This is a genomic window from Streptomyces flavotricini (genome assembly GCF_020639365.1).
Lineage (GTDB): Bacteria > Actinomycetota > Actinomycetes > Streptomycetales > Streptomycetaceae > Streptomyces > Streptomyces flavotricini.
This window is the reverse complement of record NZ_JAINUL010000001.1, coordinates 5273418-5300137: the sequence shown is the minus strand read 5'-3', so window position 1 is coordinate 5300137 and position 26720 is coordinate 5273418. Positions and strand designations below refer to the sequence as shown.

22 protein-coding genes and 1 tRNA gene are annotated in these 26720 nt (G+C 71.7%); 7 read left to right on the top strand and 16 right to left on the bottom strand.

Annotated elements, in window-relative coordinates:
- Position 1: 1 nt before the first annotated feature.
- Complete coding sequence (locus tag K7B10_RS24125) at positions 2 to 1060, bottom strand: energy-coupling factor ABC transporter permease (RefSeq protein ID WP_229339023.1); 1059 nt, start codon at positions 1058 to 1060, stop codon at positions 2 to 4.
- Between the two features lie 181 nt (positions 1061 to 1241).
- On the opposite strand from K7B10_RS24125, the gene K7B10_RS24120 reads away from it, so the two are divergent.
- Complete coding sequence (locus K7B10_RS24120) at positions 1242 to 1667, top strand: SsgA family sporulation/cell division regulator (protein WP_229339020.1); 426 nt, start codon at positions 1242 to 1244, stop codon at positions 1665 to 1667.
- 90 nt (positions 1668 to 1757) lie between these two features.
- Here the strand turns inward: K7B10_RS24120 and K7B10_RS24115 are convergent, their stop codons facing one another.
- Positions 1758 to 3959, bottom strand: a complete 2202-nt coding sequence (locus K7B10_RS24115) for an MMPL family transporter (RefSeq protein ID WP_229339018.1) — start codon at positions 3957 to 3959, stop codon at positions 1758 to 1760.
- 113 nt (positions 3960 to 4072) lie between these two features.
- Positions 4073 to 4675 carry a TetR/AcrR family transcriptional regulator gene (locus K7B10_RS24110; RefSeq protein WP_229339016.1) on the bottom strand — a complete coding sequence of 201 codons (603 nt, stop codon included), beginning with the start codon at positions 4673 to 4675 and terminating at the stop codon, positions 4073 to 4075.
- A 173-nt stretch (positions 4676 to 4848) separates the two neighbouring features.
- On the opposite strand from K7B10_RS24110, the gene K7B10_RS24105 reads away from it, so the two are divergent.
- Positions 4849 to 8130 carry a S41 family peptidase gene (locus K7B10_RS24105; RefSeq protein ID WP_229339014.1) on the top strand — a complete coding sequence of 1094 codons (3282 nt, stop codon included), beginning with the start codon at positions 4849 to 4851 and terminating at the stop codon, positions 8128 to 8130.
- Between the two features lie 76 nt (positions 8131 to 8206).
- On the opposite strand, the gene K7B10_RS24100 is transcribed toward K7B10_RS24105, so the two are convergent.
- From K7B10_RS24100 to K7B10_RS24085, 4 genes are all read right to left on the bottom strand, one after another.
- A complete protein-coding gene (locus tag K7B10_RS24100; protein WP_229339012.1) occupies positions 8207 to 8377 on the bottom strand; it encodes a hypothetical protein in 171 nt (56 codons plus the stop codon).
- 76 nt (positions 8378 to 8453) lie between these two features.
- Complete coding sequence (locus tag K7B10_RS24095) at positions 8454 to 9347, bottom strand: SDR family oxidoreductase (protein ID WP_229339010.1); 894 nt, start codon at positions 9345 to 9347, stop codon at positions 8454 to 8456.
- Positions 9344 to 10285 (bottom strand): alpha/beta fold hydrolase, encoded by a 942-nt coding sequence (locus K7B10_RS24090; RefSeq protein ID WP_229339008.1) that lies wholly within the window; start codon positions 10283 to 10285, stop codon positions 9344 to 9346. The genes K7B10_RS24095 and K7B10_RS24090 overlap by 4 nt, the downstream gene beginning before the upstream one ends.
- A complete protein-coding gene (locus K7B10_RS24085) occupies positions 10282 to 11808 on the bottom strand; it encodes a flavin-containing monooxygenase (protein ID WP_229345334.1) in 1527 nt (508 codons plus the stop codon). The genes K7B10_RS24090 and K7B10_RS24085 overlap by 4 nt, the downstream gene beginning before the upstream one ends.
- A 148-nt stretch (positions 11809 to 11956) precedes the next feature.
- Between K7B10_RS24085 and K7B10_RS24080 the strand changes: the two genes are divergently transcribed.
- Positions 11957 to 12697, top strand: a complete 741-nt coding sequence (locus tag K7B10_RS24080) for a MerR family transcriptional regulator (protein ID WP_229339006.1) — start codon at positions 11957 to 11959, stop codon at positions 12695 to 12697.
- On the opposite strand, the gene K7B10_RS24075 is transcribed toward K7B10_RS24080, so the two are convergent.
- Positions 12679 to 13482, bottom strand: coding sequence for an exodeoxyribonuclease III (locus tag K7B10_RS24075; RefSeq protein WP_229339004.1), 804 nt, complete (start codon positions 13480 to 13482; stop codon positions 12679 to 12681). The genes K7B10_RS24080 and K7B10_RS24075 overlap by 19 nt on opposite strands.
- 38 nt (positions 13483 to 13520) lie before the next feature.
- On the opposite strand from K7B10_RS24075, the gene K7B10_RS24070 reads away from it, so the two are divergent.
- On the top strand, positions 13521 to 14018 hold the full coding sequence (locus K7B10_RS24070) for a GNAT family N-acetyltransferase (protein WP_229339002.1): 498 nt from the start codon (positions 13521 to 13523) through the stop codon (positions 14016 to 14018).
- A gap of 162 nt (positions 14019 to 14180) precedes the next feature.
- On the opposite strand, the gene K7B10_RS24065 is transcribed toward K7B10_RS24070, so the two are convergent.
- The 7 genes from K7B10_RS24065 to galU form a co-directional block, all read right to left on the bottom strand.
- A tRNA-Ala gene (locus K7B10_RS24065) sits at positions 14181 to 14254 on the bottom strand.
- A 76-nt stretch (positions 14255 to 14330) separates the two neighbouring features.
- On the bottom strand, positions 14331 to 15359 hold the full coding sequence (gene sepX, locus K7B10_RS24060) for a divisome protein SepX/GlpR (protein ID WP_229339000.1): 1029 nt from the start codon (positions 15357 to 15359) through the stop codon (positions 14331 to 14333).
- A 154-nt stretch (positions 15360 to 15513) separates the two neighbouring features.
- The gene (locus K7B10_RS24055; RefSeq protein ID WP_229338998.1) at positions 15514 to 16104 is read right to left on the bottom strand and encodes a GNAT family N-acetyltransferase; all 591 of its coding nucleotides are present in this window, start codon (positions 16102 to 16104) and stop codon (positions 15514 to 15516) included.
- A 17-nt stretch (positions 16105 to 16121) separates the two neighbouring features.
- Positions 16122 to 16610 (bottom strand): MogA/MoaB family molybdenum cofactor biosynthesis protein, encoded by a 489-nt coding sequence (locus K7B10_RS24050; protein ID WP_229345333.1) that lies wholly within the window; start codon positions 16608 to 16610, stop codon positions 16122 to 16124.
- Positions 16611 to 16738: 128 nt separating this feature from the next.
- A complete protein-coding gene (moaC, locus tag K7B10_RS24045; protein WP_030865714.1) occupies positions 16739 to 17218 on the bottom strand; it encodes a cyclic pyranopterin monophosphate synthase MoaC in 480 nt (159 codons plus the stop codon).
- A 74-nt stretch (positions 17219 to 17292) separates the two neighbouring features.
- Entirely contained in the window at positions 17293 to 18633 is a 1341-nt protein-coding gene (gene glp / locus K7B10_RS24040) for a molybdotransferase-like divisome protein Glp (RefSeq protein WP_229338997.1), read from the bottom strand.
- Positions 18634 to 18637: 4 nt separating this feature from the next.
- A complete protein-coding gene (gene galU / locus K7B10_RS24035) occupies positions 18638 to 19540 on the bottom strand; it encodes a UTP--glucose-1-phosphate uridylyltransferase GalU (protein ID WP_229338995.1) in 903 nt (300 codons plus the stop codon).
- 96 nt (positions 19541 to 19636) lie between these two features.
- On the opposite strand from galU, the gene K7B10_RS24030 reads away from it, so the two are divergent.
- Entirely contained in the window at positions 19637 to 20287 is a 651-nt protein-coding gene (locus tag K7B10_RS24030) for a 5-formyltetrahydrofolate cyclo-ligase (RefSeq protein WP_229338993.1), read from the top strand.
- Here K7B10_RS24030 and K7B10_RS24025 read toward each other — a convergent pair.
- On the bottom strand, positions 20277 to 23138 hold the full coding sequence (locus tag K7B10_RS24025; protein ID WP_229338991.1) for a penicillin acylase family protein: 2862 nt from the start codon (positions 23136 to 23138) through the stop codon (positions 20277 to 20279). The genes K7B10_RS24030 and K7B10_RS24025 overlap by 11 nt on opposite strands.
- Before the next feature lie 289 nt (positions 23139 to 23427).
- Between K7B10_RS24025 and K7B10_RS24020 the strand changes: the two genes are divergently transcribed.
- Both K7B10_RS24020 and K7B10_RS24015 read left to right on the top strand, forming a co-directional pair.
- Positions 23428 to 24885, top strand: coding sequence for a potassium/proton antiporter (locus K7B10_RS24020; protein WP_229338989.1), 1458 nt, complete (start codon positions 23428 to 23430; stop codon positions 24883 to 24885).
- A 451-nt stretch (positions 24886 to 25336) separates the two neighbouring features.
- A complete protein-coding gene (locus K7B10_RS24015) occupies positions 25337 to 26671 on the top strand; it encodes an MFS transporter (protein WP_229338987.1) in 1335 nt (444 codons plus the stop codon).
- Positions 26672 to 26720: the final 49 nt, after the last annotated feature.

Here is a 26720-nt window from a genome sequence, read left to right as displayed (position 1 = left end):
CTCAGACCGCCGTGGACGCGGTCGAGGCGGCCGTCAGGTCCTGCGCGCGCCGGCGGCGCACGGTCCAGAAGATCCCGGTGCCGACGGCGACGGTCGCGCCCACGCCGATGACGCCGGCGAGGCCGCCCGAGAGACGGGCGTCGTCGACGTCCTTGACGCTGTAGTCGGCGAGCGGGGAGTCGGCGCTGGCGTGCTCCTTCACGTTCTGGTCGATGCCCTTGTCTGCGGCGACCTTCTCCAGGCCGTCGGGGCTGGTGGAGGCGTAGAAGGAGACGAACCCGGCCAGGACGAGCGCGGTGATCAGGCCGGTGACCCACACGGGCTTCGTGGAGCGCGCGGTGGCGGGGAGGGCGGCCGGGGCGGAGGCGGGGGCGTCGACCAGCTCGCCGCCGACGCGCAGCTTCAGCGGCGCGGCCAGCCCGCGCGCCCCGTGCACCAGGTCGGGGCGCACGGCCAGTACGGCGCCCACGGTCGCGGCGGTGATCACGGCCTCGCCGATGCCGATCAGCACGTGCACGCCGACCATGGCGGTGAACACCTTGCCGAGCGGGACGTCGGTGGTCCCGCCGAGCGCGTACAGGAGGGTGAACGTGAAAGCCGCGCCGGGCACCGAGAGCAGTGCTCCGGCGAAGGCGGCGACGGTGACCGAGCGGCGGGTGTCGGGCAGGAGCTTCAGCAGCCCGCGGAAGACGGCGTACGCGACGACCACGGTCACCACGGCCATGTTCATGACGTTGACCCCGAGGGCGGTCAGCCCGCCGTCGGCGAACAGGACGCCCTGCATGAGCAGCACCACGGACACGCACAGGACACCCGTGTAGGGGCCGACGAGGATCGCGGCGAGCGCCCCTCCCAGCAGGTGTCCGCTGGTTCCGGCGGCTACGGGGAAGTTCAGCATCTGGACGGCGAAGATGAACGCGGCGACGAGCCCGGCCAGTGGCGCGGCCCGCTCGTCGAGCTCTCGGCGGGCGCCGCGGAGGCTGACGGCCACCGCGCCCGCGGCGGCGACACCTGCGGCGAGGGAGACGGGGGCGTCGATGAAGCCGTCGGGCACATGCATGGGGCTGCTCCGCTTCCTGCGGTCTTTGAGCTGACAAACTCTTTAACCGTTTAAGAATAGTGCCCACTTGCAAATGATTGGCAAGAGCGTGGGCTGCACAAATACCTCCGCGCGGATTCGTGGAAATGTGCGAGGCTGGGGACAATACGGACTTAGATGTCACGATTTGAGGAGTCTTGTCGTGTCAGCCACCGCCGAGAATCCCCCCGCTCCCGCAGCCGCCGCCGCAGCCGTCGCCACCGCCGTCGTCGCCGCCTCCGTCGAGGACCGCGTCACCGCCCGCGTGATCAGCGACGACCCGCTCTTCCGGAAGATCCCGGTCGCCCTGCGCTTCGCCCCCGCGGAGCCGCTCGCCGTACGGATCGTCTTCCCCGCCGGACTCTCCCCCGAGGGCACCGAGAACGAGTGGGTCTTCCCCCGGGCGCTCCTCGAAGCGGGCCTGCAGGCCCCGACCGGCACCGGCGACGTACGCGTCTGGCCCTGCGGCCGCGTCCAGGCGGTCGTCGAGTTCCACTCCCCCGAAGGCGTCGCGGTGATCCAGTTCGACATCGCCGCGCTGCGCCGCTTCCTGCGCCGTACGAACGCCGCCGTCACCCGGCAGGCGTAACGGGCCCGGAAAAACCGGGACCCGCGCGGAACGGGACCGGCCCCGCACCTGGCGATCAGGTGCGGGGCCGGGTCGTGCGGACACCGCGGGTCAGGCGTTGACCAGCTCGCGGTCCTTGTCCGGGCCGTCCGGGGACCCGGCGGACCCTTCGAGGTGCTTGCGCAGGCTCTCGCCCTCCACGTCCACGTTGGGCAGCAGCCGGTCCAGCCAGCGCGGCAGCCACCAGGCCTTGTGGCCGAGCAGCGCGAGCACCGCCGGGACGATCGCCATGCGGACGACGAAGGCGTCGAAGAGGACGGCGATCGCGAGGCCGAAGCCGATCATCTTGATCATCTGCTCGCTGGCGCCGATGAAGCCGGAGAACACCGCGATCATGATGACGGCGGCCGCCACGACCACCCGCGCGCTGTACTGGAAGCCGGTCACGACGGCCTGGCCCGGGCGCTCGCCGTGGACGTACGCCTCACGCATCCGGGTGACGAGGAAGACCTCGTAGTCCATGGCCAGGCCGAAGACGACGCCCACCATGAAGATCGGCATCATGCTCATGATCGGACCGGTCTGCTCCACCCCGAAGAGCGAGCCGAGCCAGCCCCACTGGAAGACCGCGACGACCGCGCCGAGGGCGGCGACCACCGAGAGCAGGAAGCCGAGTGCCGCCTTGAGCGGAACGAGGATGGAGCGGAAGACCACCATCAGCAGCAGGAAGGCGAGGCCGACCACGAGCGCCAGGTAGGGCAGCAGCGCGTCGTTCATCTTCTGCGAGAAGTCGATGTTCATCGCGGTCGCGCCGGTGACGAGGACGTCGTCGCCGCTGCCGTCGCGGATCGTGTGGACCAGGTTCTCGGTCTCCACCGAGGAGGGGCGGTCCTTCGGGATGACCGTGATCACCGAGGCGTCACCGGCCTCGTTCGGGGTCGGCGGCATGACCGCGGCCACGCCCTCCAGGCCCTTGATCCGGGCCTCCGTCGCGTCGGCGAGCTTCTTGTCGCCGTCGACGACCACCAGCAGCGGGCCGTTGAAGCCCGGGCCGAAGCCCTCCGACAGCAGGTCGTACGCCTTGCGCTGGGTCGTGGAGACGGGCTGGGCGCCGTCGTCCGGCAGGCCCATCTCCAGCTTGCTCGCCGGGATGGCGATGGCGCCGAGGCCGATGACGCCGACGAGCAGCACCATGATCGGGCGGCGCAGGACGAAGCGGGCCCAGCGGGTGCCGCCGTTGGCCTTGGGCTCGGTGCCGGCCGGCTTGCCCTTGCCGAACAGCTTGCTCTTCGTACCCGCCGGCAGGACCTTCTTGCCCGCGAAGCCCAGGATGGCCGGGACCAGCGTCAGTGCGACGAGGACGGCGATGACCACGGTGCCCGCGGCCGCGAAGCCCATCTTGGTCAGCATCGGGATGTTGACGACGGCCAGGCCCACGAGGGCGATGACCACGGTGAGCCCGGCGAAGACGACGGCGGAGCCGGCGGTTCCGACGGCCCGGCCCGCGGCCTCGTCCCGCGCCCGGCCCTCGGCGAGCTCCGCGCGGTAGCGGGAGACGATGAAGAGGGCGTAGTCGATGCCGACCGCGAGGCCGATCATCATCGCGAGGGTGGAGGTGGTGGAGCCGAGGTCCAGCACGTTGGCGAGGGCGGTGATGGAGGAGACGCCGATGCCCACGCCGATGATCGCGGTCAGCAGCGGCAGCCCGGCCGCGACCAGCGAGCCGAAGGTGATGACCAGCACGATCGCCGCGATCAGGATGCCGACGATCTCGCCGGAGCCCGTCTCGGGGGCCGTCATCAGGGCGTCGCCGCCGATCTCGACGGTGAGCCCGGCGGCCTTGGCCCCGGTGCCGGAGTCCTTGAGCGCGTCGCGCGTCTCGTCCTTCAGCTCCATGCCGGTGACGGTGTACTTGACGCTCACGTACGCGGTGGAGCCGTCCCGGCTCACCGCCTGCGCCTGGTACGGGTCGGCGACCGAGGCGACCTGGGCCTTGCCCGGACCGCCCTTCAGATCGGAGACGATCTTCTCGACCTGGGCCTTGTTCTTCGCGTCGTTGACCGAGGAGCCCGCGGGCGCCTTGACGACGATACGGGCGGTGGCGCCGTCGGCGGCCATGCCCGGGAACTTCTTGTCCAGCACGTCGAAGGCCTTCTGGGCCTCCGTGCCGGGTATCGAGAACGAGCCGGAGCTGGGTGCGGACGCCGTCGCCGCGCCGAAGCCGGCGGCGAACAGCAGTGCCACCCAGAGCAGGGCGACGAGGCCTCGGCGCCGGAAGGCGCCCCTGCCGAGTCGGTAGAGGAAGGTAGCCACGGAGGCGGTTCTCCCGTTCAGGTCGTGGTGGATCCGGGACGGATCAGGGCGTGGAGAGCCGGCCCGACGACGAGAGCGGCGTGTCAGGAGCAGCAGGAACGAGTCGCGGGGACTCAGACGCCGAGGGCGGGGAAGACCACGGAGTCGATGAAGTCGGCAAGGAACGCCTGGTCCACGGACCGGTCCTCCATCAGCGGCAAGGCGATGAAGGCGCCGATCAGCATGTGCGGCACGAAACGGACCGCGGGACAGTCCGGGGCGATCTCGCCCCGCTCCACTCCGCGTCGCAGGATCTCGTCGAGTCCGGAGATCTCCGGCTCCATGAGCAGCCTGCGCAGTGCCTGGTGCAGTTCGGGGCTCGCGTGTACGGCGTGGGCGAGGCCCCGCAGCAGTGCGGTGTCCTTCGCCATCTGCGCGTTGTCGGAGAGCTCGACCATGCGGTGGAAGTCGCCGCGCAGCGTGCCCGTGTCGATCTCCCGGAGGGAGGTCGGCTGGGTGCACCGCAGGGCCTTGGCGACCAGCTCGGGCTTGCTCCCCCACTGGCGGTAGAGGGTGGCCTTGCTGGACTTGGTACGGGCGGCGACCGCGTCCATGGTCAGCGCCTCGTAGCCGACCTCGCGGAGGAGGTCGAGGACCGCCTCGTGGAGCTCGGCTTCCCGCTCGGGGGTGATCCGGCTGCGCCGCGACGAAACCTCTGGCGAGACGTCTTCGGGCATCTCCGTACCTCCCGTCCGAACGAAACCGTTTCGTACACCGACGACGATACCCCCACCACCAACGAAACGAAACCGTTCCGTTTCGCTTAGGCGGGTGGCGTGGGTCACCCGCCACGGGGCATGGATCACCTGTACGAGTTGCCAGGCCCCCCCGGCGCGGAAAGCATTGTGGGGTGAGTCACGACGGCGCGTACCTCCGCTTCCCGCACCTCCACGACGATCTGCTGTGCTTCGCGACCGAGGACGACCTCTGGGTCGCCCCGCTGGTCCCCGCGGGCGAAGCCCCCGGCCGGGCCTGGCGGATCACCGTCGACCGGACCCGGGTCGGCCACCCCCGGTTCTCCCCCGACGGCCGGAACATCGCCTACACGACCTGGCGAAGCCTCGACCCCGAGATCCACCTCGCCCCGGTGGCCGGCGGCCCGGCCCGCCAGCTCACCTACTGGGGCGCCACCGACACCCGGGTCTGCGGCTGGACCCCGCCCGACAAGGACGGCCGCAGCGACATCCTCGCCGTGTCCTCGCACGGGCAGCCCTTCTCCTACTACGCCTGGGCCTACAGCGTGCCGACCGACGGCTCGCCCGGCGGCAAGCTGCCGTGGGGCCCGGTCTCCGACATCGCCGTCCACGAGGAGCCGGGGGGCGAGCGGCGCACCCTGCTGCTGACCGGCAAGCCCCCGCACGAGCCCGCCGCCTGGAAGCGCTACCGCGGCGGCGCCACCGGCCGCCTGTGGCTGCACGGCCAGCGGCTGATGGAGCACATCGAGGGCCACCTCGACGCCCCCATGTTCGTCGACGGCCGGATCGCCTTCCTCTCCGACCACGAGGGCATCGGCAACCTGTACTCCTGCCTGCCCGACGGCACCGACCTGCGCCGGCACACCGACCACGAGGAGTTCTACGCCCGGCACGCCTCCAGCGACGGCTCCCGCGTCGTCTACCAGTGCGGCGGGGACCTCTGGCTCGTCGACTCCCTCGCCCCCGAGGCCGCCCCGCGCCGGCTCGACGTCCGCCTCGGCGGTCCCCGCGCAGGCCGCCGTACGTACCAGGTCCCGGCCGCCAGCCACGTCGACTCGCTCTCCGTCGACGCCACCGGACGGGCCAGCGCCGTCGTCGTCCGCGGCAGCCTGTACTGGCTCACCCACCGGGACGGGCCCGCCCGGACCATCGCCGACACCCCGGGCGTACGGGTGCGGCTGCCCGAGATGCTCGGCAGCAGCGGACAGGTCGCGTACGTGACGGACGCGGAGGGCGAGGACGCGATCGAGATCGCCTACCTCCCGCGGGCCTCCGGGGACCGGGAGCCGCGCCGGCTGGCCTCCGGTGAGCTGGGCCGCGTACTGGAGCTGCTCTCCGATCCGGACGGGGAACGGCTCGCGATCGCCTCCAACGACGGTCGGCTGCTGCTCATCGACGCGGGCGAAGAGTCCGACGGCGAGGTGACCGAGCTGATCCGGTCCATCAACGGACCCGTCACCGACCTGGCGTTCTCACCCGACGGGGCCTGGCTGACCTGGTCGCACCCGGGCATCGGGCGCTCGCTGCGCCAGATCAAGATGGCCCGGATCTCCGGCCCCGGGCCGCGCTCCGTCGTGGACGTCACCAACGGCCGCTTCGAGGACGAGAATCCGGTCTTCACCCGCGACGGCCGCTACCTGGCCTTCCTGTCCTGGCGCGGTTTCGACCCGGTGTACGACGTGCACACCGGCGACCTGTCCTTCCCGCTGGGCTGCCGCCCTTACCTGGTGCCGCTGTCCTCGGCGACCCCCTCACCCTTCGCCTTCACCCCCGACGGGCGCCCGGCGGCGGGCGGACTCGACCCGGGCGACGGCGAGTCCGCCGAGGGCGAGGGCGCCGTCATGGTGGAGGTGGAGGGGCTGGAGAGCCGCGTCACGCCGTTCCCGGTGACGGCGTCGAAGTACTCGGCCCTCTACCCGGTCAGCGGCGGCGGGCTGGTGTGGCTGCGCTGGCCGATCTCGGGCGCGCTCGGCGAAACCTTCGCCAACCCGACCGACACCAGCGGCAAGCCCACCTTGGAGCACTTCGAGATCACCAAGGCGCGCAAGAGCGAACTGGCCTCCGGGCTGGACTGGTTCGCGGTCAGCGGCGACGGCACCCGGCTCGTCGTCAACGACGACGGCGACCTGCGCGCGGTCCCCTCGACCGAGTCCGGCGACAGCGACTCCACCGTCTACCTGGACCTGCGCCGCATCCTGCACGAGGTGGACCCGGCGGCCGAGTGGCGCCAGGCCTTCGAGGAGGCCGGGCGGCTGATCCGCGCGTACTTCTGGGAGCCGGACATGTGCAACATCGACTGGGACGGCGTGCTGCGCCAGTACCGCCCCCTGGTCGAACGGGTCGCCTCGCCCGACGAGTTCGCGGACCTGCTGCGCGAGGTGCTCGGCGAGCTCGGCACCTCGCACGCGTACGTCTCCCCCGCGCGCCGCAACGAGGGCCCGCCGCACTACCACCGCCCCATCGGTCTGCTCGGCGCCAACTTCGTGCCCCGCGAGGAGGGCTGGATGCTCGCCCGGATCCTGCCCGGCGAATCCTCCGACTCCAAGGCCCGCTCCCCGCTCGCCGGCACCGGCATCCGGGAGGGCGCCGTGCTCACCCACATCGACGGGCGGCCGGTGGACCCGGTGGCCGGTCCCTATCCCCTGCTCGCGGCGGCCGGCGGCACCACGGTCGAGCTGACCTTCGTACCCGCCGAAGGCGAGGGCAGGGCCCGCCGGGTGGCGATCGTGCCCCTGATCGACGAACGGCCGCTGCGCTACCAGGACTGGGTGTCCAAGCGGCGCGCGGTGGTCCGGGAGCTCAGCGGCGGCAAGTGCGGCTACCTGCACATCCCCGACATGGGCGGCTCGGGCTGGGCGCAGTTCAACCGGGACCTGCGGATGGAGATGTCCCGGCCGGCGCTCATCGTGGACGTGCGCGGCAACGCGGGCGGGCACATCAGCGAGCTGGTGGTGGAGAAGCTGACCCGCTCGATCCTCGGCTGGGACCTGACGCGCAACGCCCAGCCGGTCAGTTACGCCTCCAACGCGCCCCGCGGTCCGATCGTGGCCCTGGCGGACGAGGCGACCTCGTCGGACGGGGACATGATCACGGCGGCCTTCAAGCTGCTCGGGCTCGGTCCGGTGGTCGGCCAGCGCACCTGGGGCGGGGTGGTCGGGATGACCGGCCGGCACACCCTGGGCGACGGCACGGTGATCACCGTGCCGATGAACGCCGCCTGGTTCCCGGAGTACGGCTGGTCGGTGGAGAACCACGGCGTGGAACCGGACCTGGCGATCCTGCGGACCCCGCTCGACTGGGCGGAGGGGCGGCACGCGCAGCTCGACGACGCCGTGTTCCTGGCGGTGGAGCTGCTGGAGCAGGAGCCGGCCGCGGTGCCGCCCGGGTACGCGGACGTACCGGACCTGAAGCGTCCGAAGCTGCCGCCGCGGCCGTAGGGCGGGGACACGCGGAGAAGGGGCGCTGCCCGTGCACCCGCACGGGCAGCGCCCCTTCCGCCACGAACTCCGGGCGTCAGAAGTCCCAGTTGTCGTCGAGCTCGTCGTGGACCTTTTCCTTCTTCTTGGCCTGGCCGGAGGCGTGGGCACCGCGCTCGGACGTTTCGTCCTTCGCGCCCTGCCGGGCCGCCTTGGCCTTGTCCTCGAGCTCTTGCGCCTTGTCCTGGAACTGGTCCTTGATGCCCATGCTGTTCACTCCTGGAGGGGTGTAGGGGACCGGGCTGCGACCAGATTTGCACGAGGGGACAAAGCTCGCATTTCGATCAATGACGCTCTGTGCCCAGCGCCCGCTCCTTCTCGTCGGCGGCGCCTCCGGCGCCCACCAGCCCCCGGGAGACGCTCGTCAGCCGGGGCTCGAAGCGCTTCATCTCCCGCTGCCCGACCGTCGCGATGATCCCGGGCAGGTAGCCGCGCACGCCCTGCATCCCGCGCAGCCACCACTGGGCGTACACGTGCGGCGAGCGCCGTTCGATGCCGGCGACGATCCGGTCCACGGCCGGGCCCAGCGGGTAGGTGCGGTTCGACGGCCACGGCAGCCGCTGGCGCAGCTCCCGCATGACCTCGTCCTGGTCGGCGCCGCGCACCATGTCGGTGTCGGTCCAGGAGAGGTAGCCGACGCCCACCCTGACGCCCTTGTGGCCGACTTCTGCGCGCAGGCAGTGCGCGAAGGCCTCGACACCGGACTTGGAGGCGCAGTACGCGCTCATCATCGGCGCCGGGGTGATCGCGGCGAGCGAGGCGATCTGGAGGAAGTAGCCGCGGCTCTCGGCCAGTACGGGGAGGAAGGCGCGGGCGGTGACGGCGCCGCCGATCAGGTTCACCTCGATCACCCGGCGCCAGGCCTCGGGATCGGATTCGGCGAACGGGCCGCCGGCGGCCACGCCCGCGTTGGCGACGACGATGTCGACCTTGCCGAAGCGCTGCTTGACCTCCTGCGCGACGCGGGCCATGGCCTCGTGGTCGGTGACGTCGGCGTGCCAGTGCCCGCTGTCGGTGTGCAGCCGCTCCGAAACCTCCTTGAGGGCCTCCGGCTCCAGGCCCACCAGTGCCACCTTCGCGCCGCGCGCGGACAGCTTGCGGGCGAGGAGCTCGCCGACCCCGCGTGCCGCGCCGGTGACGACGGCGACCTGGCCTTCCAGACTCCTGCTCGCGCTCACGGCGTCTTCTCCTTCAGGTCGTCGGTCGCGTTCTTCGGGTGCTTCACGTGGACGGTCAGCTCGCGTACGGCGTTGGTGACGGCCTCGGGGGCCTCGATCGGGGTCATGTGTCCCATGCCGGTCAGCTCGGTCAGCCCCACGCAGTGCGGCAGGGCCGCGGCCAGCCCGCGGGCGTGCACGATCGGGGTGAGCCGGTCGTTCTTGCCGCCGATCACGGCGGTGGGCACGGTGAGCTCCGCGAGGTTCGCCTCCAGGTCCAGCCCGGCCAGCACCTCGGACCAGGCGTGCCGGACACCGGTGGGGCAGGCGTGGACGATGCGGGCGCAGGCCTCGACCTTGTCGGGCGCGGACCCGGGACCCATGGTGGCGTACTTCAGCACCCTCTTGGCAACCGGCGTGACGGGGCCGAGGGGGGCGCGTGCTCCGAGGACCGCGCCGGTGATGCGGGTCCGTACGCGCCCCGGGCGCAGGGGCACGACCAGCGCCTCCGCGACCAGCCGGGCGCTGCCGGTGCTGCACAGGAGCGCGGCGGCGGCGTGCTCGGCGAACTCCGGCCGCCCCGCGGCCGCCATGATCGTCATTCCGCCCATGGAGTGCCCGGCGACGACCGCCCGCTCTCCGGGGGCCAGGGTGGCCCCGAGGACCGCCACGAGATCGTCGGCGAGGGCGTCGGTGCCGTAGCGGGAGGCACCGGGGCTGCGCCCGTGCCCGCGCTGGTCGTAGGCGATGACCCGGTGGTCCCGGGCGAGCTCGCGGATCTGCGCGGCCCAGAAGGCGGTGGAGCAGGTCCAGCCGTGCGCGAGCACCACGGCCGGCGCGCCCTCTTCCCCGTGCTCCTCCACGTGCAGGCGGGCCCCGTCGGCGGAGACCGCGACCAGCTCCCGCCGGGCCGCGGGCGGGGCGTACCGCCCGGAGGTGACGTACGCGGGCCGGCTCACGCCGCGCCCTCCGCGCTTTCCGCGCCGGCCGGGACCCGCTCGGCCCCGGCCTCCCGGAGCCGGATGACCTCGTACTCGGACAGGTCCACGCTCCGCGTCTCCTTCCGGAACTCGCCGGTCGTGCCCGGCCAGACCGTCGTGTTGCGGCCCTGCGCGTCCAGGTACCAGCTGGTGCAGCCGCCCGTGTTCCACACGGTCCGCTCCATGCGGGTCTGGACGTGCCGGTTCCACTGGTTCACGGCCGAGGGCCGGGCCGCGAGCGCGACCTGCCCGCCCAGCACGTTCAGCTGGCGCAGGTAGTCCGCCATGTAGTTGAGCTGCGACTCGATCATCAGGATCATCGAGCTGTTGCCGAGCCCGGTGTTCGGCCCGATGATCGTCATCCAGTTCGGGAACCCGGCCGCCGTCGCCCCGCGCAGCGACTGCATCCCGTCCTTCCAGTGGTCCGCGAGGGTCCGGCCCTCCGCGCCCACCACCCGGTCCGCGATCGGCATGTCCGTGACGTGGAAGCCCGTGCCGAAGACGATCGCGTCGACCTCGGTCTCCGTCCCGTCGGCGGCGACCAGCACCGAGCCCCGGATCTCCTTGAGCCCGGAGGCGACCAGGTCCACGTTGGGGCGGGCCAGCGCCGGGTAGTACTCGCTGGAGAGCAGGATCCGCTTGCAGCCGATCCGGTACGAGGGCGTCAGCTTGGCCAGCAGCGCCGGGTCCTTGATCGAGCGTGCCATGTTGGCCTTGGCCAGCGACTCGATGAGCCCGAGCTGGTTCGGCCGCTTGGTGAAAGCGCTGACCTGGAGCTCCCGGATCCCCCACAGAAGCCCCCGGCGGGCCGCCCGGGTGAACGGCAGCTGGCGGTGCAGCCAGCGCTCCGCGCCGCTGATGGCGCGGTCGGTGCGCGGCATCACCCACGGCGGGGTCCGCTGGAACAGCGTGAGCCGCTGCACGTCGGGCGCGATGGCCGGCACGATCTGGATGGCCGAGGCGCCGGTGCCGATCATGGCGACGCGCTTGCCGCGCAGGTCGTAGTCGTGGTCCCAGCGCGCGGAGTGGAAGACCTTGCCCGGGAACTCGGCGAGCCCCGGGATCTCCGGCGTCTTCGGGTCGGACAGCGGCCCGGTCGCGGACACGACGACGTCGGCGGTGAGCTCGCCGGCCGAGGTCTCGATCTCCCACCTCAGCCGGTCGGCGTCCCAGCGCATCATCCGGACCTCGGAGTTCAGCCGAAGGTGCGGGCGGAGCCCGAAGGTGTCGGCGACGTGCTCCAGGTACGCGCGGATGGCCGGCTGCCCCGAGAACGTCCGCGGCCAGTCGGGATTGGGCGCGAAGGAGAACGAATAGAGATGGGAGGGTACGTCGCAGGCGCACCCGGGATAGCTGTTGTCCCGCCAGGTCCCGCCCACGGAATCGGCCCGTTCCAGGACGACGAAGTCCGTGATCCCCTCGCGCCGCAGCCGTACGGCCGCGCCCAGTCCGCCGAACCCGGACCCGATCACCGCCACCCGTACGTGCTCGCGCCCGCCCATGCCACCGCTCATGCCCGCCGCCTTCCGCAGCCCCACAGCGCAACACTGCCAGCAATCACTGGCACAATCGGGAGACTAGAGCAGCTCCGTACTCATGGGTAGAGGTCGCGCCCGGAAAGTTACTGTCGGTACGCCATAGGCTGCGCCTGTGGAAGACACGGAAGCGGGGACGACAGTGCGTGAATACCGTACGGAGGAACTGGCCGAGGCGGCCGGCATCCCCGTCCGCACCCTGCGCTTCTACCGCGAGCGCAAGCTCCTCCCGCCGCCGCGCCGCGAGGGCCGGATCGCCTGGTACGACGAGCACCACCTGGCCCGGCTGCGCACCATCGCCGCCCTGCTGGAGCGCGGCCACACCCTCGGCGGCATCGCCGAGCTGACCGCCGCCTTCGAGAACGGGCGCGACGTCGGCCAGCTCGGCGAACTGCTCGGCATCGGCTGGTCCGAGGAGACCCCGGTGCGCCTGACGCCCGAGGCCCTCGCCGACTACTTCGAGGGCGAGGTCACCCCGGAGAACCTGGCGGCCTCCCTGGACCTCGGCTACCTCGCCACCGACGGCGACGCGATCGTGCACGTCAGCCGCCGCCTGCTGGACGTCTCCTCGGCGCTGGTCCGCGAAGGCGTCCCGCTCGCGGCGGTGCTGGAGACGGGCCGCCGGGTCCGCGAGCACGCGGACGCGATGGCCGCCCTGTTCACTGAGCTGATCTCGGCCCATCTGACGGAGGAGGCGCTGCCGCGGCTGCGCCCCCTCGCGAAGAGCGTGGTGGAGGCGGAGCTCACCATGGCGATGGACCGCCTCCTGGCCTCCGCAACCGCGTCCGCGACCCCGCCCGCGGCCCCTTCAGCCCCTTCGGCGGCCCCGTCCGGGGTTCAGGACCCGAGTTCGTAGACCACCGTCACGGGCGCGTGGTCGGACCAGCGCTCGGGGTGCGTCTCGGCCCGCTCGACGAACGCCTTCACGGCCTTGGCGGCCAGCCCCGGGGTCGCGACCTGGAGGTCGATGCGCCAGCCGGCGTCGTTGTCGAAGGCCCGCCCGCGGTAGGACCACCAGGAGTACGGCCCCTCGGCGTCGGGGTGCAGGCTGCGCACGACGTCCACGTACCCGGCGGTGCCGTACACCTCCCCGAGCCACTCCCGCTCCTCGGGCAGGAAGCCGGCGTTCTTCCGGTTGGTCTTCCAGTTCTTGAGGTCGACCTCGTTGTGGCAGATGTTCCAGTCGCCGCAGACGACGACCTCGCGCCCGTCGGCGGCGGCGCGCACCTTCAGCGCCTCGAGGTAGGGCAGGAACTCCCCCATGAACCGGTACTTCTCGTCCTGCTTCTCGGTCCCGGCCTCGCCGGAGGGCAGGTAGAGGCTGGCGACGGTGACGCCCGGAAGATCCACCTCCAGGTAGCGCCCGCTCGTGTCGAACTCCTCGCTCCCGAATCCCACCTGCACCCGGTCGGGCTCGCGGCGCGTGTAGAGCGCCACCCCGGCCCGCCCCTTGGCGGCGGCCGGTGCGAACACGGTGTGCCACCCGTCGGGCTTGCGGACCTCGTCCGGGATCTGCCCCTCCTCGGCCCGCACCTCCTGCAGGCAGACCACGTCGGCGTCCGACCCGGCCAGCCACGGGGAGAAGCCCTTCTTGGCGGCTGCGCGGATCCCATTCACATTCACGGAGGTCACAGTGAGCATCCCCGCACCATAACGGGAGCGTTCCGTACGATGTTCTGATGTCTCACGGGATAGAGCTCCGCGTCGTGCCGTACGACCACCCGGACGCGCTCAAACTCAACGACCAGGTCCAGTTGCGATACCAGGTGCTCTACGGCGGTGAGGGCGATGTCACACCCCTCGACCCGGCGATGTTCGCCCCGCCGAAGGGCCTGTACCTGCTGGCGTACGACGCCTCGGGCGCACCCGTGGCCAGCGGCGGCTGGCGCAGCCAGGACGAGAACGACGAGGGCTACTCGGACGGCGACGCCGAGCTCAAGCGCATGTACGTGGTCCCCGAGGCCCGGGGCCTGGGTCTGGCCCGCCGCATCCTGGCGGAACTGGAAGCCGACGCCCGCACCGCGGGCCGCACCCGCATGGTGCTGGAGACGGGAGACCGGCAACCGGAGGCGATAGCCCTCTACTTCTCCTCGGGCTACACGCTCGCCGAGAAGTTCGGCCACTACCGCGCGTACGACTCCAGCCGCTGCATGGCCAAGCCCCTGCGCTCCTCCTGAGCCGACCGGCTCAGGAACGGACGGATCCCGCCCGGCCTTCCGGCCGGACGGGATCGAATGCGCCTGCTGCGCGGGAGCCCGCAAACGCCGAGATCCCGTCCGGTCTTTCGACCTGACGGGATCTCATGACGTTCTCGGGAGCTACCCGCGAACTGTCGTTTGTGGACCTGTGGGGATTTGAACCCCAGACCCCCTCGATGCGAACGAGGTGCGCTACCAGACTGCGCCACAGGCCCTTGCGACGTGTGAAACATTAGCACCCCCGCGCCGGTGCTCCAAAACCGATACCGGGGAGCGTCCGCGCAGGTCCGGTCACTCGTTCGCGGCGCGGGGGCGGTCGTCGCTCTCGTACTGGTCGAACAGCGGCGTGCGGCCGCGGCCCTGGCCGCGCGGGCGGGCGTTCGGGTGGGCCTTCTGGTCCGGCTTCGCCTCGGGCTTCGCCGCCGGCGAGGGCTGGGCGCGCAGTCGGGGGTCGGTCGGCTCGGCCGTGCTGGAGCGGGTCGCGCTCCAGGCGTCCGGGGTCACCGGACCGGTGGCGCGCGGGGCGACCGGGGCCGTCACGTACGTCGGCAGCGGGACCGGGACCGGCTCCCAGCTGTCACCGCGGGCGGGGCCGCGTTCGCGCTCGCGCTGCTGGTCCACCCACTCCGCGTGGTCGGTCTGCTCGACCAGCGCGCGCCGTCCGGCCTCCTGCGGGGAGACCGGTGGCGCGGGGTCCGGTTCGGATCCGGAGGCGGCCGCCTCCGGCTCGCGCCGGCGCGGGCGGTTCTCGCGCAGCTGCCGGGCGGCGGCTTCCGCGCGCCGCCGGTCCATCGTGAACTCGTAGCGGCGCCGCTCCTGGACCCGCAGGTGCACGATGTACGCGCTCAGCAGCAGGGCCGGCACGGCGGGCGCCCAGAGGTAGCCCAGGCCGCCGACCGCGGCGACGACCGCACCCAGCGTGAAGACCAGGAAGAGGAGCGCGGTGGTACGGCGGCGACGCGCGAGCACCTGGAGGCGCTGCTCGCGCCGGTGCCGCTCCGCCACGGCCGACCTCGGCTCCGCCCTGGTCGGGGGTACGGCGACGGCCCGGGCGTCGGCGTCCACGGAATTCACCGTTTCCGTCGCGGCGTCCGGGTCCGCGCGGTGCTCGGGGCCGGCCTCCTGGTCGCCGCGTTCACGCAGCCCCTTGGCGTAACGGCGCTCCATTCCCGCCCGGCCGGAAAGCAGCCGAATGGCAGTGGAGAAGCGTTCCGTCGGACGGGCTTCGTTCAGCTCGTCCTGCCTCCGGAGCCACATGGGCACCAAGTAGGCGGCCCAGGCCCCGACAATGACTGCGTAGATGAGGCCGCTGCTGCTCACACCTCACACCGTAGAGGGGCGCGGCCGGGCGGATCCGCCAATTGGGCCGGTGTGTCGCGCGAACCGGCTGATATCACGGACTTTTTTTGTGATTCTTCGGATCAGGTTATGGGCGAATCGGCTCCGCCCCCCATTAATTCGAACAGTTATTCGTTTATGCGCGGGCGCGGTGCCAGCGGCGCAGCAGCCCCTCCGGGACCTCCTCCGCCGTCAGCGCGTACACGAGGTGGTCGCGCCACGCGCCGTCGATGTGGAGGTAGCGCGGCCGCAGTCCCTCCTCGCGGAAGCCCAGCTTCTCCACGACCCGCCGGCTCGGCCCGTTCTCCGGGCGGATGCAGACCTCGATCCGGTGCAGCCCGACCTTCGCGAAGCAGTGGTCCACGGCGAGCGCGACGGCCGTCGGCATCACGCCCCGGCCCGCCACCTCGCGGTCCACCCAGTAGCCGACGTGGCCCGCGCACATCGAGCCCCAGGTGATCCCGGCGACCGTCAGCTGGCCGACGAGGCGCCCGCGGTACTCGATGACGAACGGCAGCATCCGCCCCGCGTTCGCCTCGGCCCGCAGGTGGCGGACCATCTGGCGGTACGTCGGCCGGTGGATCACCGGCCCCCAGGGCGCGGGCGGCGGAATCGTCGCCTCCCACGGCCGGAGCCAGTCGCGGTTGCGCCGGTTGACCTCGCGCCACGCGTCTTGGTCCCGCAGTTTTATCGGCCGGAGCGTGACGTCGCCGTCGGTGAGCACCACCGGCCAGGTAGGTCCGTTCAGCTCGCGCTCCCGGAAGGCTCCGCCGGTCTGGGGTGGTCGCCGCCCCGGATCTGGTCCACGGCGTGCGGCAGGATCCGGGCCAGGACGGCCAGTCCGTCGCGCACCCCGCCCGTCGAGCCCGGCAGGTTCACGATCAGGGTGCGCCCGGCCACTCCCGCCAGCCCCCGGGACAGGGCCGCGGTCGGCACCTTCACCAGGCCCTCGGCGCGGATGGCCTGCGGGATGCCCGGGACCTCGTAGTCCAGCACCCGCGCCGTGGCGTCCGGGGTGCGGTCGGTCGGCGAGATGCCGGTGCCGCCGGTGGTCAGGATGACGTCGTACCCGGCGGCCACCCCTTCGCGCAGCGCCTGCTCGACCGGGTCGCCGTCGGGGACGACCCGCGGGCCGTCCACCGCGAAGCCCAGCTGCTCCAGGCCCTCGGCCAGCAGCGGACCGCCCCGGTCGGCGTACACGCCCGCCGAGGCGCGGTTCGAGGCGGTGACCACGAGCCCGCGCGGGGCGCGCCCGGATTCCCGGGAGGGCCCGGCCTCGTCCGGCCCGGCCGCGGGGGCGGCCCCGGACGACCCGGCCGCCGCGGGCACGTGGCTGAAGGCGTCGCCGCCGCGCGGGGCGTTCACGCGCGGCTCCAGTCGCCGGACTTGCCGCCGGTCTTCTCCTCCACCCGGACGTCCGTGATGACGGCGCCCTTGTCGACGGCCTTCACCATGTCGATCACGGTGAGCCCGGCGACCGCGACGGCCGTCAGGGCCTCCATCTCGACGCCCGTGCGGTCGGTCGTCTTGACGGTGGCGAGGATCTCGACGGCGTCGTCGGCGACCGACAGGTCCACCTTCACCCCGGAGACGGCGAGCGGGTGGCAGAGCGGGATCAGGTCGGGGGTCTTCTTCGCGCCCATGATCCCGGCGATCCGCGCGGTGGCGAGGGCGTCACCCTTGGGCACGCCCTCACCGCGCAGCAGCTCGATCACCCGCGCGGAGACGAGCACGCGCCCGCTGGCCCGTGCCGTCCGCGTCGTGACGTCCTTTTCCGAGACGTCCACCATCCGGGCCGCGCCGGCCTCGTCGATGTGCGTCAGCCTGCTGTGCGTGCTCATAGGTTCGTGCCGCTCCCGCTCCGGGCCCCGCAAGGGCCTGTGTGGTGCAACACGCTACCCGCACCGGCCGTACTTCAGCCGAGCAGGACCACTTCGAGCTCGTCCCCCGGCTCCACCGAGGTGACGTCCTCCGGTACGACCATCAGGGAGTCCGCGTGGGCCAGTGCCGCGATCAGGTGGGAGCCCGATCCGCCGACCGGGCTGACCGTGCCGGCCTGCGCGTCGTACTTGCCGCGCAGGAACTGGCGGCGGCCGGCCGGGGAGCCCAGCGCCTTGTCCGCTTCCAGGACGGCCCGCACGCTGGGCCGGCTGACGTCCGCCAGGCCCATGAGCGCGCGGATCGCGGGACGCACGAAGAGCTCGAAGGAGACGTACGAGGACACCGGGTTGCCGGGCAGGGCCAGCAGGGGGGTGTGGTCGGGGCCGATCGTGCCGAAGCCCTGCGGCTTGCCGGGCTGCATGGCGAGCTTGCGGAAGTCCATCCGCCCGCCGTCGGCCTCCTCGTCCGCACGGCCCACCGAGGTCAGCGCCTCCTTGACCACGTCGTACGCGCCGACGCTCACCCCGCCCGTCGTGACCAGCAGGTCGGCCCGGATCAGCTGGTCCTCGATGGTGGAGCGCAAGGTCTCGGCGTCGTCGGCCACGGCCCCGACCCGGTAGGCGATCGCCCCGGCGTCGCGCGCGGCCGCGGCCAGCGCGAAGCTGTTCGAGTCGTAGATCGTCCCCGCGGCCAGCGACTCGCCCGGCTGGACCAGCTCGCTGCCGGTGGACAGTACGACCACGCGCGGGCGCGGCCGCACCCGTACGGTGCCCCGCCCGATGGCGGCGAGCAGCGCGATCTGCGGCGGGCCGAGCACGGTGCCCGCGGCCAGCGCGAGGTCCCCGGCCTGGACGTCGCTGCCGCGCGCGCGCACGTGCGCGCGGGCCTCGGCCGCGCGGTGGACCCGTACCTCGCCGCCCGAGCCCTCGGGCGCGGCGCTGGCCGGGGTCATCCCGGAGGCGGCCCCGCCGCCCGTGCCGCCGTCGGTCCACTCGACCGGCACGACGGCTTCCGCGCCCGGCGGCAGCGGGGCGCCGGTCATGATGCGGGCGGCCTGGCCGGGGCCGACGGCGGGCAGCTCGGCGCTGCCCGCCGCCACGTCCCCGATCACCGTCAGCACCGCGGGGAACTCCTCGCTCGCGCCCTGGACATCGGCCGTGCGGACGGCGTAGCCGTCCATGGAGCTGTTGTCGAAGGGCGGGAGCGCGACGGGCACGGTGACGTCCTCGACCAGGACACAGCCCTGGGCGTCGAGCAGCTGGAGCTCGATGGGCTCCAACGGCCGGATCGCGGCGAGGACGTCCGCGAGGTGCTCGTCGACCGACCACAGACGCTGGGCGGCGTGGCCGGTGTCCTGCGGTGCGCGGCTGCTCAAAGTGCTACATCTCCTCCGTGACGTAACGGTGAAGCCAGGTGCGGAACTCCGGGCCCAGGTCCTCACGCTCGCACGCGAGGCGGACGATGGCCCGCAGGTAGTCCCCGCGGTCCCCGGTGTCGTAGCGGCGGCCCCGGAAGACCACGCCGTGCACCGGGCCGCCCACGCTCTCGTCGGCGGCCAGCTTCTGCAGGCCGTCGGTGAGCTGGATCTCCCCGCCGCGGCCCGGCTCGGTCTCCCGCAGTATGTCGAAGATCGCGGGGTGGAGGACGTACCGTCCGATGACCGCGTAATTGCTGGGCGCGTCCGCCGGGTCGGGCTTCTCGACGAGCCCGGTGATCCGGACGACGTCATCCTCGTCGGTGGCCTCGACGGCGGCGCAGCCGTACAGGTGGACGTTGGCGGGGTCGACCTCCATGAGCGCGATGACCGTGCCGCCGGTGCGGGCGTGCACGTCGGTCATCTGGCGCAGCAGCGGGTCGCGCGGGTCGATCAGGTCGTCGCCGAGGAGGACGGCGAAGGGCTCGTCGCCGACGTGCGGCTCGGCGCACAGGACGGCGTGGCCGAGGCCGCGCGGGTCGCCCTGGCGGACGTAGTGCATGGCGGCCAGGTCGCTGGACTCCTGAACCTTCTTCAGGCGGTCGTCGTCGCCCTTGGCGATGAGGGCCGATTCCAGCTCGTAGTTGCGGTCGAAGTGGTCTTCGAGCGCACGCTTGTTACGTCCTGTGATCATGAGGACGTCGTCCAGGCCGGCCGACACGGCCTCCTCGACCACGTACTGGATGGCCGGCTTGTCCACGACCGGGAGCATTTCCTTGGGCGTCGCCTTCGTCGCCGGAAGGAAGCGGGTGCCGAGACCTGCGGCCGGGATCACGGCCTTCTTGATCACAGGGTGCAACTGAGTCATGGGCAGAACGATAGTGGGTCACGCGGACCGCTCCGGGCTTGATTCCGGTTAATAGCTCCGACATTGCCCCGATTTGAAAGGAATTCAGAGTCAGCTGTGGTAGAGAAACCGCCGAACCCGTCCGACCCGTCCGACCCGTCCGAAAAGGCCGCGCTGCGCCGGGAGCTCCTCGCCGCCCGCCGGGCCCTGCCCCCCGAATTCCTGCGTACGTCGGCCCGCGCGCTCTCCCGCTCCGCCTGTGGACTGCCCGAGCTGGCCGGTGCGCGGACGGTGGCCGCGTACGTCTCCGTCGGCTCCGAACCCGGCACCCGCGATCTGCTGGACGCCCTGCGCGCGGCCGGGAAGCGGGTGCTGCTTCCCGTCCTGCTGACCGACAACGACCTCGACTGGGCCGCGTACGAAGGTCCGGGCAGTCTCGCCGAGGCCGCGCACCCCGGGAAGATGCGGCTGCTGGAGCCGGCCGGGCCCCGGCTCGGGCCGGACGCGGTCACGGCCGCCGACGCCGTCCTGCTGCCCGGGCTGGCCGTGGACGGGCGCGGCATGCGCCTGGGGCGCGGCGGGGGCTCGTACGACCGGGTGCTGGCGCGCCTGGCGCGCGCCGGGGCGCATCCCGCGCTGGTCGTGCTCCTCTACGACGAAGAGGTGGTCGCGCGGGTCCCGGAGGAACCGCACGACCACCCCGTTCAAGCGGTGGCCACCCCGTCGGGGGTGGTCAGATTCACGGCACGGGGGCCGCTCACGGCTTGAGCGTCAGGGTCTCCGTCGTCGCCTTGTCCACGGCCTCCTTGCCGAAGGGCCATTCCAGCAGCTCGCCCTTGGCCCACATCGTGGTCTGGTCCGTGTAGTTGTCGTGGTACGCGTGGCCCGAGGCGCCGGTCAGATTGATCCAGCGCGACTTGTCCAGGTCGTTGAGGTTCACGACCATCCGCATCGACGGGACCCAGGTCACCCCGTACCCGCTGGAGGCGTTCCAGCCGGTCGCGTTCACGGTGGCCTCGCCGCCGCCCAGGTTCCACGGGCCGCGGTTGAGGAGCCACTGCATGAAGCCCGGGCCCGCGGTGCCGATGGTCTGGTTCTTCAGCGTCAGCTGGTGCAGGCGGCCCCAGCTCCAGGTGGACTGGTCCTTGCCGAGCTTGGCGGTCAGCTCCCAGCGGGCGTCCTTCATGGCCCGGGCGAACAGCTGGTCGCGGGTGGTGGTCGCCGGCTGGTTGCGGGCGGCCGGCGTCTGCCACCAGGCCGACTTCTCGTCCTTGACCAGGCGGCGGACCACCTCGAACCAGCGGTCGCCGCCGTCCGGCTGCGCCGAGTCGGATTCGCGCGCACCGCACTCGCGGACCGTCTTGGCCAGGTCGTCGACCGGACCGCTGCTCTCCTCCTGGACGTTCATGCAGCTGCCCTCGATCCGCAGCTCCTTCGGCATCTTGTCGCCGAAGGACAGCTTGAGGATGTTGCGCCAGACCGCGTTGAAGTACGCGGCCGCCGCCGAGTCGGGCTCCTGGGTGTAGTTCCAGCCCTCCAGCAGCTTCTGCGCGGAGCGCACGTCCGGGTCCGAGACCTCGATCTTGGCCAGCATCGGGGTCAGCAGCGCGGCGATCTCGCTGCTGTTGTCCATCTGCATGGTGCGCATGTCGTCGGTGGAGATCTTGCCGTTGTCCTTGGTCTTCGCCTCGATGAGGTCGTTGATCCGCTGACTGCGGGCGCCGTAGCCCCAGTCGGTGGTCAGGACGTACGGGTACTTGCCCGCGCCGGTGCCGCTCTCCACGACCGCCTGGTTCGCGGTGACGATGTAGCCGCGCGCCGGGTTGTAGTCGTACGGCATCTCGTCCTGCGGGATGTAGCCCGCGTTGCCGTCCTTGCCGCCCTTCCAGGCGTACTTGGAGTCCCAGCCCGGGGCCGGCATGCGGCCGTCGCCGGCGCCGCGGATCGGGATGCGGCCCGGGGCCTGGTAGCCGATGTTGCCGGCGAGGCCCTTGTTGTCGGCGTAGATCAGGTTCTGCGACGGCACCTCGAAGTCGCGGGCGGCGGCGCGGAAGCCCGCGAAGTCCTTGGCCCGGTTGAGGCCGAAGACCGCGTCCATCGACTTGCCGGGGTCCAGTGCGGTCCAGCGCAGGGCGACGGCGTAGCCGTTGCCGCGGTCGGGGGCCGAGGTGGAGACGGGCGCCCGGCTGCCGACCGTACCGAGCTCGTCGCTGCGGTCGGAGATCAGCGGACCGTTGTTGGTGGTGCGGACGGTGATCTTCTTGCTCTTGCCGCCCGCGATCTTGATGACCTCTTCACGGGTCGTGAAGGGGACCACCTTGTTGTCGTAGACGTAGCCCTCGGGCTTGACCTGCTCCAGGTAGAGGTCGGTGACGTCGGCGCCGAGGTTGGTCATGCCCCAGGCGATGTCGGCGTTGTGGCCGATGACCACGCCGGGCATGCCGGAGAAGGTGTAGCCGGCGACGTCGTACTTGCACTGGTTGGAGACCGTGCGGCAGTGCAGGCCCATCTGGTACCAGACCGAGGGCAGCTGCGGGGACAGGTGCGGGTCGTTCGCGAGCAGCGGCTTGCCGGTGGTCGTGTACTGGCCGGAGACGACCCAGGAGTTCGAGCCGATGCCGCTGCCGTTGGGGCCGAGGATCGCGGGGACCTTGTCCAGGGTCTTGGCGAGGGAGGTCAGCGAGGTGCGCAGGCCCACGGTGGCGCCCTGGGCGGTGGTGTCGTCCGCGAGGCCGGTGGGCGTGGACGGCGAACCGTTGGCCGAGGCCTGCGAGCCGGTGGCCGAGCCCTGGGAACCGGTGGTGCCGCCGCCGGAGCCCTTGCCGGAGCCCCCGCCGGCGGAGCCCGCGGCCGCGCCCTGGGGGGCGTACTTCCCGCCCTCGATCTTGCCCGCGTCGACGATCGGCTTGTTCCGGTCGAAGGGGTACGGCGGGTAGAGCTCGTCGATCTGCGCCTGCGTGAGCTTGTTGGACATCAGCGCACGGTCGATCTCGTCCTGCATGTTGCCGCGCAGGTCCCAGGCCATCGCCTTGAGCCAGGCCACCGAGTCCACGGGCGTCCACTGCTCGGGCCGGTAGTCGTCGCTGAGCTTGAGGGCGGCGTGCTCGACGGAGAGGTCCTTGCCCGACTTCCCCTTCAGGTACGCGTTGACCCCGTCGGCGTAGGCCTGCAGGTACTTCTTCGTCTCGGCCGACAGCTTCGTGTCGTACTCGGCCTGAGCGACCTGGCGCCAGCCGAGCGTGCGCAGGAAGGCGTCGGTCTCGACCTGGTCGGGCCCGAACATCTCGGAGAGCCGGCCGGAGGTCATGTGGCGGCGGACGTCCATCTCCCAGAAGCGGTCCTGGGCGTGGACGAAGCCCTGCGCGCGGAAGAGGTCGTCGTCGTTGTCGGCGTAGAGCTGGGGAATGCCGTGGGAGTCGCGCTTGACCTCGACGGTCCCGGTCAGGCCGGGGACCTTGAGGGTGCCGGTGGCCTGGGGGAACGAGGCACGGACGTTGTCCATGCTCCAGTACGTCCCGTACCCGAAGCCCGTGAGGAGCGCCAGGACCAGCACGAGCACGATCAGACGGGCGCGTCGTCCCCTCTTCTTGACGGGAGGAGCGGTTTCGTTGGCGGGCATCGCTGTCCTTAGAGGGGCAGGGTGGTCCTGGGAGTGCTGGGAGCAACCATAGGCGCAGCACCGGGTGCGTTGATCCGCCAGGGGTCGAGGTGACGAGGACAGGGCCGAACAGGCGTTTCACAATGTGGGTATCGCGTAAAGGGCGCGTCAAATATTAGGTAAGGTAACGAAGTACCTGCCGATCTTGCCGGACTTGTCGCCTGGAGGAACGTTCCGCCGGGCAACTTGAGGAAAGGGCCGCCCACTGACCGTCCACACGCTCAATGAGCTCCTGCTGGTCTGCTCGCTCGTGCTGCTCGTCGCCGTCGCGGCGGTACGCATCTCTTCACGCAGCGGCCTCCCCAGCCTGCTCATCTACCTCGGCATAGGCATAGCGATAGGCCAGGACGGGATAGGCAACGTCGTATTCGACAATGCCGAGCTGACCCAGGTCATCGGCTACGCCGCGCTCGTCGTGATCCTCGCCGAGGGCGGTCTGGGCACCAAGTGGAAACAGATCAAACCGGCCCTGCCGGCCGCGATCGTGCTGTCGCTGGTCGGCGTCGCGATCAGCGTCGGCGTCACGGCCGCGGGCGCGCACTACCTGGTCGGGCTGGACTGGCGGCAGGCCCTGCTGATCGGCGCCGTCGTCTCCTCGACCGACGCCGCGGCCGTCTTCTCCGTCCTGCGCAAGGTCCCGCTGCCCTCCCGGATCACCGGTGTGCTGGAGGCCGAGTCGGGTTTCAACGACGCCCCCGTCGTCATCCTGGTCGTCGCCTTCGCGACCGTCGGACCCGTGGACCAGTGGTACGTCCTCGTCGGCAAGATCGCCCTTGAGCTGCTGATCGGCGTCGCGATCGGCCTGTCCGTGGGCTTCCTGGGGGCGTACGGCCTGCGGCACGTGGCCCTGCCCGCCTCCGGCCTCTACCCGATCGCCGTGATGGCGATCGCGGTGTCGGCGTACGCGGCCGGCGCGATCGCGCACGGCTCCGGCTTCCTCGCCGTCTACCTGGCCGCCATGGTCCTCGGCAACGCGAAGCTCCCGCACTGGCCGGCGACCCGGGGGTTCGCGGACGGGCTCGGCTGGATCGCCCAGATCGGCATGTTCGTGCTGCTGGGCCTGCTGGTGACCCCGCACGAGCTCGTGCACGACTTCTGGCCGGCCGTGGTCATCGGGCTGGTGCTGACCATGGTGGCGCGACCCCTGGAGGTCTTCGTCAGCCTGCTGCCGTTCCGGATCCCGTGGCAGGAGCAGGCCCTGATGTCGTGGGCGGGGCTGCGCGGCGCCGTGCCCATCATCCTGGCGACCATCCCGATGGTGACCGGGATCGAGGGCAGCGACCGCGTCTTCAACATCGTCTTCGTGCTGGTCGTCGTCTACACCCTGGTCCAGGGCCCGACCCTGCCCTGGCTCGCGCGCAAGCTGGAGCTCGGCGACTCCGACGCGGCCGCCGCCGACCTGGGGATCGAGTCGGCGCCGCTGGAGAAGCTGCGCGGGCACCTGCTGTCCTTCGCCATTCCGGAGGCCTCGCGGATGCACGGCGTCGAGGTGAGCGAGCTGCGGCTGCCGCCGGGGGCTTCGGTGACGCTGGTGGTCCGGGACGCGAAGAGCTTCGTACCGCTGCCGTCCACGGTGCTGCGGCGCGGGGACGAGCTGCTCGTGGTGGCCACGGATCCGGTACGGGACGCGGCGGAGGCCCGGCTGCGGGCGGTGGCCCGGGGCGGCAAGCTGGCCGGATGGCTCGGGACGGGCTCGAACGGAGCCTGAGCGGGGCCTGAGCGGGGGCCGATGGGGGTCCGGACGGATCCCGTGCGGCCCGTACGCGGGCCGGACCTGACTTCAACAGAGCGTTAGAGTGTCGTTCTAATTCTGTGTTTTCAGGGTTTCCGGGCCGTTTCACCCCACTTTCACGGGTCGCGGAATACGAACTTCCAGTTAATCGCAGGTGAAGGCACCGCATGTCGCCGGAATCACAGGACACACATGTGGTCTGCCTGTACGATAAAGGCACACCACATCGAACCAACTCTGCCTGACGCAGAGCTGGCGCGACCGCAAAGCGGCCGTGGCTCCCTCCCGCAGTGGGCGCCCAGGTATCACTCGGTTCTGCGCAAGAGGACAGCTCTCGGGGCTCCCACATGTACGGGTGCGGTCGCTCACGAGGCGGCACACCGTCCGCAGACGGGGACGCTCTACCAGGCAGCGGAAAGGCCAGGCCGTGACATCCGCGGTCACGACCGACAAGTCCGCACGCCCCGGTTACGGGCAGCTCCTGCGCACGCCCGGCGCCATCGGCTTCGTTCTCCCGGGATTCGCCGCCCGGCTCCCCTTCGGCATGCTGACCATCAGCATCCTGCTGCTCGTCCAGCACACCACCGGTTCCTACGGCAGCGCCGGCATCGTCGCCGCCGTCACCGGCGTCTCGATGGCGCTGTCCGCCCCGGTGATGGGCAAGCTCACCGACCGCCGCGGCCAGAGCGCCGTCCTGGTCCCCGTCGTCCTCATGCACTCCGCGGCCGTCAGCACCCTCGTGGCGCTCGCGCTGCTGGGCGCTCCCGTGTGGGCGCTGGCCCTGGCGGCCGTCCCCGCCGGCGCCTCCGTCCCGCAGGTCGGACCGATGGTCCGGGCCCGCTGGGCCGCCAAGCTGGAGGGCTCCCCGCTGCTGCCGACGGCCGCCGCGTTCGAGTCCGTCACCGACGAGTTCACCTTCGTCGTCGGCCCGGTGCTGGCCACCGCGCTGTGCACCGGTGTCCACCCGGCCGCCGGCCTGATCACCGAGGCCGCGCTGACGCTGGCCGGCGGTCTGGTCTTCGCCGCCCAGCGCGCCACCCAGCCCAAGCCGCACGCCGTAGCGGCAGACGGCGAGAAGCACGCCTCCGCGCTGTCCTTCCCGGGCCTGCGCGTCCTGATCGTGGCCTTCCTCGGCATCGGCGCCGTCTTCGGCGGCATGCAGGTGTCGCTGGCCGCCTTCTCGAACGAGATCGGCAACCCGGGCGCCAACGGCCTGCTCTACGGCGTCTTCGCGGCCGGCAACATGACCGCGGGCATCGCCTGCGGCGCCATCGCCTGGAAGATCGGCCCGCGCCGCCGGCTACTGCTCGGCTACGCCGGCCTCACCGTGGCCGCCTCGGTCCTGTGGACCGCGCACTCGATGATCCTGCTGGGCGCGCTCGGCCTGGTCGTCGGCCTGTGCATCGCCCCGGCCCTGATCACCGGCTACACGATGATCGAGTCCCTGATCCCGGCGAACGCCCGGACCGAGGCCTTCACCTGGCTGACCGGCGCCGTCGCCTTCGGTCAGGCCACCGCCGTGACCCTTGCCGGCCGCCTGACGGACGCGCACGGGTCCTCGTACGGCTTCCTGGTGCCGATGGCGGGCACCGTGCTGGCGCTGGCGACCCTGCTCGCGCTGCGCTCGAGCCTGGCCCCGAAGGCCCCGAGCCGGATCATCAACTCCTCGGCGGGATCGCCCGCCACCGTTGCCCCCGAGGCCCCTGCTGCGCGGGTGAACGAGCGTGGTGTCGGTCACCGCGTGCCGGTGACGGTGGACTGATCGGCCGGAATACGTCACCATGGAACGTCGTTAGCACTCATCGAGTCAG